The 9516-nt window shown below is 71.9% G+C and carries 4 protein-coding genes and 1 rRNA gene; 2 read left to right on the forward strand and 3 right to left on the reverse strand.

Annotation, left to right across the window (positions count from 1 at the left end; genetic code table 11):
* Window positions 1-19: 19 nt before the first annotated feature.
* Window positions 20-4618 carry a HAMP domain-containing protein gene (locus ACIQ87_RS28045; RefSeq protein WP_402411610.1) on the reverse strand — a complete coding sequence of 1533 codons (4599 nt, stop codon included), beginning with the start codon at window positions 4616-4618 and terminating at the stop codon, window positions 20-22.
* A 482-nt stretch (window positions 4619-5100) separates the two neighbouring features.
* Between ACIQ87_RS28045 and ACIQ87_RS28050 the strand changes: the two genes are divergently transcribed.
* Both ACIQ87_RS28050 and ACIQ87_RS28055 read left to right on the forward strand, forming a co-directional pair.
* Complete coding sequence (locus ACIQ87_RS28050) at window positions 5101-7662, forward strand: SpoIIE family protein phosphatase (RefSeq protein ID WP_402411589.1); 2562 nt, start codon at window positions 5101-5103, stop codon at window positions 7660-7662.
* Between the two features lie 306 nt (window positions 7663-7968).
* The gene (locus ACIQ87_RS28055; RefSeq protein ID WP_402411591.1) at window positions 7969-8532 is read left to right on the forward strand and encodes a GPR1/FUN34/YaaH family transporter; all 564 of its coding nucleotides are present in this window, start codon (window positions 7969-7971) and stop codon (window positions 8530-8532) included.
* Here the strand turns inward: ACIQ87_RS28055 and ACIQ87_RS28060 are convergent.
* On the reverse strand, window positions 8525-9370 hold the full coding sequence (locus ACIQ87_RS28060; protein WP_402411594.1) for a phosphatase PAP2 family protein: 846 nt from the start codon (window positions 9368-9370) through the stop codon (window positions 8525-8527). The genes ACIQ87_RS28055 and ACIQ87_RS28060 overlap by 8 nt on opposite strands.
* A gap of 59 nt (window positions 9371-9429) precedes the next feature.
* Window positions 9430-9516: ribosomal RNA gene (rrf, locus tag ACIQ87_RS28065) — 5S ribosomal RNA — on the reverse strand; the annotation flags it as partial.

The raw sequence follows: 9516 nt of genomic DNA on the forward strand, positions 1-9516 counted from the left end.
TTCACGCCTCCCTTCGCGATCACGCGCGGTTCCCGCTCAGCCACTCGTGCATGACCGACAGCAGGTGGTCGGTCTCCACCGGCTTGGTGATGTGGTCGGTGGCGCCCGCCTGCAGCGACTTCTCCCGGTCGCCCTTCATCGCCTTGGCGGTCAGCGCGATGATCGGCAGGCCGGCGAACTGGGGCATCCGGCGGATCGCCTCGGTGGTCGCGTAGCCGTCCATCTCCGGCATCATGATGTCCATCAGGACCAGCGCCACGCTCTCGTGCTGCTCCAGCATCTCGATGCCCTCGCGGCCGTTCTCCGCGTACAGGACGGTCAGGCCGTGCTGCTCCAGCACGCTGGTGAGGGCGAACACGTTGCGGACGTCGTCGTCCACGATCAGCACCTGCTGGCCGTCGAAGCGGCGGCCCCCGTCGACCGGGCGGGGCGGTACGGGCTCGACCGTCCGCGGTCCTGCGGCGCTCTCCAGGGCGGCGCTGCGGCGGCGCTCCAGGGCGCCCCGGCGGCGCTCCTCGGCCAGTTCGCGGACCTCCTGGGCCCAGTGGTCGGCCGGGTTCTCGCCGACCGGCACCGGCAGGCCCACCGGGGTCACCCCGACCGAGGCGCGCGGCGTCAGGCCGTTCGGCGCGCCCTGGCGCGGCTCGCCGACGGTCTCCGGGGCCTCGGTGCGCAGCGGCAGGTAGAGCGTGAACGTGGAGCCCTTGCCGAGCTCGCTCTCGGCGTGGATCTCGCCGCCGAGCAGCCGGGCGATCTCGCGGCTGATGGACAGCCCGAGGCCGGTGCCGCCGTACTTGCGGCTGGTGGTGCCGTCGGCCTGCTTGAAGGCCTCGAAGATCTCCCGCAGCTTGTTGCCGGGGATGCCGATGCCGGTGTCGGAGACCGAGAAGGCGATCAGCTCGTCGTCCGGGCCCTTGATCGAGCCGGACTCCAGCAGCCGCTCGCGCACGTGCTGCGGGACCTCGCGGCCCGCCGGGCGGATCGAGAAGTCGACGGCTCCGGAGTCGGTGAACTTCACCGCGTTGGAGATCAGGTTGCGCAGCACCTGCTGGAGCCGCTGCTCGTCGGTGTGCAGGGTGACCGGCAGGGCCGACGAGACCCGGACGGCGAAGTCCAGGTTCTTGTCCAGCGCGACCGGCTGGAAGGTCGCCTCGACGTAGTCGACCAGCTGGACCAGGGCGATCCGGGCCGGGCGGACGTCCATCTTGCCGGCCTCGACCTTGGACAGGTCGAGGATGTCGTTGATCAGTTGGAGCAGGTCGGAGCCCGCGCCGTGGATGGTGTCGGCGAACTCGACCTGCTTGGGCGAGAGGTTGCCCTCGTTGTTGTCGGAGAGCAGCTTGGCCAGGATCAGCAGCGAGTTGAGCGGGGTGCGCAGCTCGTGCGACATGTTGGCGAGGAACTCGCTCTTGTACCGGGAGGCCAGGGCGAGCTGCTCGGCGCGCTCCTCCAGGACCTGCCGGGCCTCCTCGATCTCGCCGTTCTTGATCTCGATGTCGCGGTTCTGCTGGGCGAGTTGCTCGGCCTTCTCCTGCAACTCCTCGTTGGTGCGCTCCAGTTCCTCCTGGCGGGCCTCCAACTCGGCGGACCGCATCGAGAGTTCGGCGGTCAGTCGCTGGGACTCCAGCAGCAGTCCCTCGGTCTTGGTGTTGACGCTGATGGTGTTGACGGTGACGCCGATCAGGTCGGCGATCTGGTTCAGGAAGTCCAGCGCGACGGTGGTGAAGGAGCTGAAGGTGGCCAGCTCGATCACGCCCAGCAGCCGGCCCTCGAACTGCACCGGCAGCACCACGATGTGGGCCGGGGAGGCCTCGCCGAGCCCGGAGGCGATCTTCAGGTACCCGGGCGGCGCCTCCTTGAGGATGATCGCCCGCTTCTCCACCGCGGCCTGGCCGATCAGCGACTCGCCGGGCCGGAAGGTGGTCGGCATCGCCCGTCGCTGGTAGCCGTAGCTGCCGATCAGGCGCAGCACGGTGTCGTTCTCGTCGTCGTCCTCGGTGATCAGCTCGGCGGTGCGGCCGGCCGGCTGGGCGAGGAAGAAGGCGCCGTGCTGGGCGGAGACCACCGGGGTCAGCTCGGTCATGATCAGCGAGGCGACCGCCTCCAGGTCCCGGCGGCCCTGGAGCAGGCCGGAGATCCTGGCCAGGTTGGTCTTGAGCCAGTCCTGCTCCTGGTTGGTGCGGGTGGTCTCGCGCAGGTTGGCGATCATCTGGTTGATGTTGTCCTTGAGCTCGTCGAGCTCGCCCGCGGCGTCCACGTCGATCCGCAGGCTCAGGTCACCCCTGGTGACCGCGGTGGCGACCTGCGCGATCGCGCGCACCTGCCGGGTCAGGTTGTTGGCCAGCTCGTTCACCGACTCGGTGAGGTCCTGCCAGGTGCCGTCCACGCCGGGCACCCGGGCCTGGCCGCCGAGGCGTCCGTCGGTGCCCACCTCGCGGGCGACCCGGGTGACCTCGTCGGCGAAGGCCGAGAGCTGGTCGACCATGGTGTTGATGTTCGTCTTGAGCTGGAGGATCTCGCCGCGCGCGTCGACGTCGATCTTCTGCGAGAGGTCGCCGCGGGCCACCGCGGTGATCACCAGCGCGATGTTCCGCACCTGACCGGTGAGGTTGTTGGCCATCTGGTTGACGTTGTCGGTCAGGTCCTTCCAGATCCCGGCCACGCCCGGCACGCTCGCCTGGCCGCCCAGGGTGCCGTCGGTGCCGACCTCGCGGGCCACCCTGGTGACCTCCACCGCGAAGGAGGACAGCTGGTCGACCATGGTGTTGAGGGTCGCGGCGAGCGCCGCCACCTCGCCCTGCGCGTCGACGGCGATCTTCTTGGAGAGGTCACCGCGGGCCACCGCACCGGCGACCTCGGCGATGTTGCGCACCTGTCCGGTCAGGTTCGACGCCATGAAGTTGACGTTGTCGGTCAGGTCCTTCCAGATGCCCGACACCCCGCGCACCCGGGCCTGGCCGCCCAGGATGCCCTCGGTGCCCACTTCGCGGGCGACCCTGGTCACCTCGTCGGCGAACGCCGACAGCTGGTCGACCATGGTGTTGACGGTGGTCACCAGCTCCAGGATCTCGCCCCGGGCGTCGACAGTGATCTTCTTGGAGACGTCGCCGCGGGCCACCGCGGTGGTCACCTCGGCGATGTTCCGGACCTGGCTGGTCAGGTTGTTGGCCATCAGGTTGACGGAGTTGGTCAGGTCCTTCCAGATCCCGGCCACGCCGGGCACGCTGGCCTGGCCGCCCAGGATGCCCTCGGTGCCGACGTCCCGGGCGACCCGGGTGACCTCGTCCGCGAAGGCGCCCAGCTGGTCCACCATCGTGTTGATGGTGTTCTTCAGTTCCAGGATCTCCCCGCGCGCGTCCACCTGGATCTTCTGCGACAGGTCGCCCTTCGCGACCGCGGTCGTCACCTGGGCGATGTTGCGCACCTGATCGGTGAGGTTGTTCGCCATGAAGTTGACGTTGTCGGTCAGGTCCCGCCAGACCCCGGCCGCCCAGGGCACCTGGGCCTGACCGCCGAGCCGGCCCTCGGTGCCCACCTGGCGGGCCACCCTGGTCACCTGCTCGGCGAAGCCGGAGAGCTGGTCGACCATCGTGTTGACGGTGTTCTTCAGCTCCAGCATCTCGCCGCGCGCGTCGACCTCGATCTTCTGCGAGAGGTCCCCGCGCGCCACCGCCGTGGTCACCTGGGCGATGTTGCGCACCTGGCCGGTCAGGTTGTCGGCCATGAAGTTCACCGAGTCGGTGAGGTCCCGCCAGACCCCGGCCACGCCCGGCACCTGGGCCTGACCGCCGAGCCGGCCCTCCGTCCCCACGTCCCTGGCCACCGCGGTGACCTGGGCGGCGAACCCGTTCAGCTGGTCCACCATCGTGTTGACGGTGTTCTTCAGCTCCAGCATCTCGCCGGCCACCTCGACGGTGACCTTGCGGGAGAGGTCGCCCTTGGCCACCGCCGTGGTCACCTGGGCGATGTTGCGCACCTGGGCGGTCAGCCGGCCGGCCATGGTGTTGACCGAGTCCGCCAGGTCCTTCCAACTGCCGGACACGCTGCGGACCTTGGCCTGGCCGCCGAGCTTGCCCTCGGTGCCGACCTCGCGGGCCACCCGGGTCACCTCGTCGGTGAACTCGGAGAGCTGGTCCACCAGCCCGTTGACGGTCCGCCCGATCTTCAGGTACTCGCCGCGCAGCGGGTGGCTCACCCCGTTGCTGTGCAGCGAGCGCAGCTCCATCTTCTGGTCCAGGTCGCCCTCGGCGATCGAGGTGAGCACCCGGCCCACCTCGGCCATCGGGCGGGCCAGGTCGTCGATCAGCGCGTTGCAGTTGTCGACCGCCGCCATCCAGGCGCCCTCGCCCGCGCCGGTCTCCAGCCGCTCGTTCAGCCGGCCCTCGCGGCCCACCGCCCGCCGCACCCGCGCCAGTTCACCGGTCAGGTGCTGGTTGCGCTCGGCGACCTCGTTGAACACGGCCGCGATCTCGGCCAGCGGCCCGTCCCCAGGGACGGTCAGCCGGCGGCGGAAGTTGCCGTCCCTCATCGCGGTCAGCGCCGACAGCAGCTTGCGCAGCTCGGCGGGCTCCGCGCCACGGTTGTGGCTCGCCCGACGGCCGGCCGCGTTCCGCGGCACGGCCCCGGGGCGCCCACCGCGCGGGGCGGGCGGCGTCGTTCCGGTTGCGTCCTTGGTGGCCGAACTCAACGGGCCCCTCCCACATCGTGAACTGTCCGGTGACCGACCGTGCCGGTGCGGCACGCACCCGGGCACCGACCCGGCTGGGCTGCGTACCGGCGGTCCTCGACGCGCCGGCACCCACACGACCGTACTGCTCGCACCGGCCGTCGCGGACCCCCCAGTCTGGCAGCACTGGCACCGGGTGCACGGCCGGTTGCGCTCGGTTGGTACCGCACCGTCCGAAACATGGTGGGCAGAATCACCCTCTGGTGCCTGTTTCGACTCCCCGCCCCCACGGGGAACCAAGCGGAAAGTAGGGTGGAGCGCTGCACCGGGCCACGACCCGACCCAGCGCCGCCGATCACCCCGACGGCGCGCACGGGGATTCGGCGCCGCACCCCGGACAGCCAGGGCAAGAGCAGCAGAGGAGAAGTGGCAACGTGGTCACCGCGCGCGCAGCCGCCACCTTCGACCCCGACGGCCGGTCCGCGGCCGCCGCGCGGGGTTTCGTCCGGGACGCGCTGCTCGGCTGGGGCCTGCCCGAGGTCGTCGACGACGCGGTCGTGCTGGTCAGCGAGCTCGTCACCAACGCCGTCGTGCACGCCGGCACCGCCGCGGAGGTCTGCTGCCTGCGCGAGGAGGAGAGCGTCCGGATCGAGGTCACCGACCACCACCCCGAGCGCGGCCTGCCCTCGCTCGGCGACGGTCCGGTCACCGACTCCGACCGCTACGCCGACCCCGACGGCGAGGGCGGCCGCGGCCTGCTGATGTGCTCCGCCCTCGCCGAACGGTGGGGCGTCGAGTACGCGGCCGGCCGCAAGACCGTCTGGTTCCGCCTCACCCTGCCCGCACACGTGCTCGGCACCCGCTACGCCGTTCCCGCCACCCCCGGCAGCGACCTGCCCAGCCGCCCGGGACCGGTACACGTCGCCGTCGTCCAACTCGACGACGACGGCCGGGTGCTGGCCTGGAACCCGGACGCCGAGGCGCTCTTCCAGTACCCCGCCGCCGCCGTCCTCGGCCGCCCCTGGGCCGACCTCGCGGTCTGGCCGCAGCCCCCGGCCCGCGGCCTCGGCCTGACCGACACCCTGCGGATGGCCCGCTGGGAGGGCGGCTACGGCATCCGCCGCCAGGACGGCCGCGAGGTCGAGGTGTACGGCGTCCAGGTCCGGCTGCGCGACACCGAGGGCGTCCCGTCCACGCTCTGTCTGCTCGTCCTCGAACCCGACAGAGCGGTGCTGCGCTCCCCCGCCCGCGCCCTGCCCGGCGAGCGCCCCGAGCAGGCCGGCCCCCGGCTCGACCTGCTGGCCGGTCCGGTCGCCACCGACGACCTCGACACCCTTCTCCAGCGCACCGTCGAACGCGCCCGCGACCTGCTGGACGGCGACGCCGCGTACCTGCTGCTCACCACCGACGACGAGGCCGAGTTCGAGGTCCGCGCCGCCACCGGCCTCACCTCCGGACACCGCCGGCACGCCCGCTTCCCGGTCGGGACCGGTAACCGCTACGACTCCGCCCGGCTGCCCTCCGTCCACGAGGACCTCTCCACCCGGCCCACCGGTCTGCCGCTGCTCTCCGACAGCGGCATGCGCTCCCTGATCACCGTCCCGCTCAAGGTCGAGGGCCGGCTGATCGGCTCGCTCGGCATCGCCGCCGCCGTGCCGGGCCGCTACGACAACGAGGACGCGCTGCGCCTCCAGTTCGCCGCCGACCGGGTCGCCCTCGCCGTCGAGAGCACCCGGCTGACCGAGCTCGAACGGCTCCGCCGCGGCTCGCTCTCCTTCCTGGTCGAGGCCTCCGACCTGCTGGCCGGCACCCTCGAACACGAGCAGACCCTCGCCCTGATGGCCCAGATGGCCGTCCCCACCCTCGCCTCCTGGTGCGCCGTCTACACCACCGCCGACCACTCCTCCCCGGCCCGGCTCGCCTTCGTCCTGCACGAGGACGAGGACCGCATCGACCCGCTGCGCGACCTGCTCGACAAGACCCCCGTCCCGGAGACCGGCCCCACCCACGGCGTCCGGTTCTGGACGGCCCCCGCCGACACCGCCGAGGCCGGCGGCCTCACCGACGGCCCGGAACTCGCCGGTCTGCTCGGCGAGACCGTCGTCCTCGCGCTGACCGCCCGCAACCGCGTGATCGGCCTGCTGGCGCTCGGCGTCCCGGCCGGCGTCCGGTTCCGCCAGGAGATCCTCGAACTCGCCGAGGACCTCTCCCGCCGGGCCGCCCTCGCCCTGGACAACTCGCGCCTCTACTCCGAGCGCACCGCCACCAGCCAGGCCCTCCAGCGCAGCCTGCTCCCGCCGGACCTGCCGGAGATCCCCGGCGTCGAGGTGGACGTCTACTACCAGGCGGCCGGCGAGGGCAACGAGGTCGGCGGCGACTTCTACGACCTGTTCACCATCCGCGAGGGCACCTACGGCTTCGCCATCGGCGACGTCTGCGGCACCGGCCCCGAGGCCGCCTCGGTCACCGGCCTGGCCCGGCACTCGCTGCGGCTGCTCGCCCGCGAGGGCCTGGACGCCCCGCAGGTGCTGCGCCGGCTCAACGCGGCCATCCTGGACGAGGGCGCGCGCAGCCGCTTCCTCACCCTGCTCTACGGCGAGCTGACGCCCCGACCGGACGGCAGCACCGAACTCTCCCTGGTCTGCGCCGGCCACCCGCTGCCGCTGCGGCTGCGCACCGACGGCCAGGTCGACCGCGCCGCCACCCCGCAGCCGCTGCTCGGCGTCATGGACGACCTCGACCTCACCGCCGAACACCTGGTGCTCGCTCCCGGCGAGGTCCTGCTCTGCGTCACCGACGGGGTCACCGAACGCCGCGAGGGCCGCCGGATGCTGGGCGACGACGGCCTCGCCGAGGTACTCACCGGCTGCACCGGCCTGACCGCCGGCGCGGTCGCGGCACGGGTGCAGCGCGCGGTCGAGCGCTTCGCCCCGGAGCCGCCGTCGGACGACATGGCGATCCTGACCCTGCGGGTGCCCACCCAGCGCAAGGCATGAGACCCCGGCGGCTCATGCCGCACTGACGCAGTCACAAATTGTTATATTCACAATGGTACAAGCGGGTCGGGTCGGGTAGACCGATCCCACCGGGAATTCCCCCGGCCGGGGACGCGACCAGCGGGTTCTCCGCAGGCTCGGCACGTCCGACGGCCCATCACCTCCGACCGCGGCCCGCGCACGCTCACCGCCGTGCGCCCTCGGCGCGGTCGCGCGCATCCGCTCGTCTCCACCCGCCCCCACTCCTCCTGACGACACCACGACGTCACTGCGCCCTGCGCGCGCCCAGAGTGAAAGGAGCCTCCGGTGAGCAACGACGCTACCGGGGCAACGAACGCCCGATCCACCGGCGCCGACGCGGGTAACCTCGGCTACCTCGCGCTCGGTCTGACACTCCTCGCCTACGGCCTGCTCTCCACCGGCGTCCTGCACGGCGCCGGCGTCGGGAGCGCGGCCCACCTCGCCCATCTGCTCGGCGGCGTCACCCTCTTCATCGCGGGCCTCTGGCAGCTCCGCGGCGGCGAGGGCTTCACCGGAACCGCCTTCACCAGCCTCGGCGCCTTCTGGGCGACCTGGTCCGCGGCCGGCGGGGCCGGCAAGAACGCCGCCGGCCTCTTCCTGCTGCTCTGGGCCCTGCTCGCCCTCACCCTCACCGCCGCGAGCTGGGGCGCGGGCCTGCTCAGCCGCGTCGTCTACGGCCTGCTGACGGTCTCCCTGCTGCTCTCCGCCGTCGCCACCTTCGGCGGCTACGGCGGGCTGGGCAAGGCCGCCGGCTGGATCGCGGCCGTCTCCGGGCTCGCCGCCTGGTACTGGGCCACCTCCGCTCTGAGCAACGGTGCCTGGGGGAAGGTCGCCCTGCCGCTCAGGTGACCCGCTCCAGCCGCTCCTCGGCGGTGCCGCGGGGCCGGACCGCCGTCCCGGCGGAGCCCCGGCCCCGTCGGCGTGCCGCCAACGCCAGTACGGAGTAGGCGAGGAGGAGGATCGCCACGGCCACGATGCCGTCCAGCCAGAAGTGGTTGGCCGTCACCACGACCACCGCCACCGTCAGCACCGGATGCAGCACCATCACCCATCGCAGTGAACTGCCCGACACCCGGATCACCGCGACCGCCGCCAGCACGCACCAGGCGACGTGCACCGAGGGCATCGCCGACAGCTGGTCGGCCACCATCACACCGCCGACCGCGCCACCGTACACCGACTGCCCGTACTGGGCGGCCACGTCGACGAATCCGCTCTCCGGCAGCATCCGCGGCGGCGCCACCGGGATGAACTGCACCAGCAGACAGACCGCGGTCGTGATCACCACCGTGTTGCGCACCCACGCGTAGCGCTCGCGGTGCCGCACGAACACCCAGAGCAGGACGACGAGCATCACCGCGAAGTGCATGACCGCGTAGTAGTAGTTCGCCAGCCTCACCAGCACCGGGTAGGGCGTGACCGCCTTCTGCCAGGAGGCCTCGTCCGGCAGTCCGATCACCTGCTCGGTGTGGTGGATCCAGCTCGCCCGGTCCAGCGCGTGGTCCGTACTCATCACCGACAGATGCCCGACCAGCTGCCAGAGCGCGAACAGCGCCAGCAGCGTGCCGGCCTCCCGCAGCAGCGCGGACAGCGCCGGCTTCCGTCCCTTCGCCGCGACGTACGCGCCCGCGTGGAGACCGATGGCGGCGGCCCCGGCGGACTGCCAGGTCAGGGTCAGGTTCTGCATTGGCAGAGGGTAACGCAAAAAGCCCCTTCCCGGATGGGAAGGGGCTTTTCGGAAGAATTGTTCGGCGGCGTCCTACTCTCCCACAGGGTCCCCCCTGCAGTACCATCGGCGCTGTGAGGCTTAGCTTCCGGGTTCGGAATGTAACC

Source organism: Kitasatospora sp. NPDC096204, assembly GCF_044763205.1.
GTDB lineage: Bacteria > Actinomycetota > Actinomycetes > Streptomycetales > Streptomycetaceae > Kitasatospora.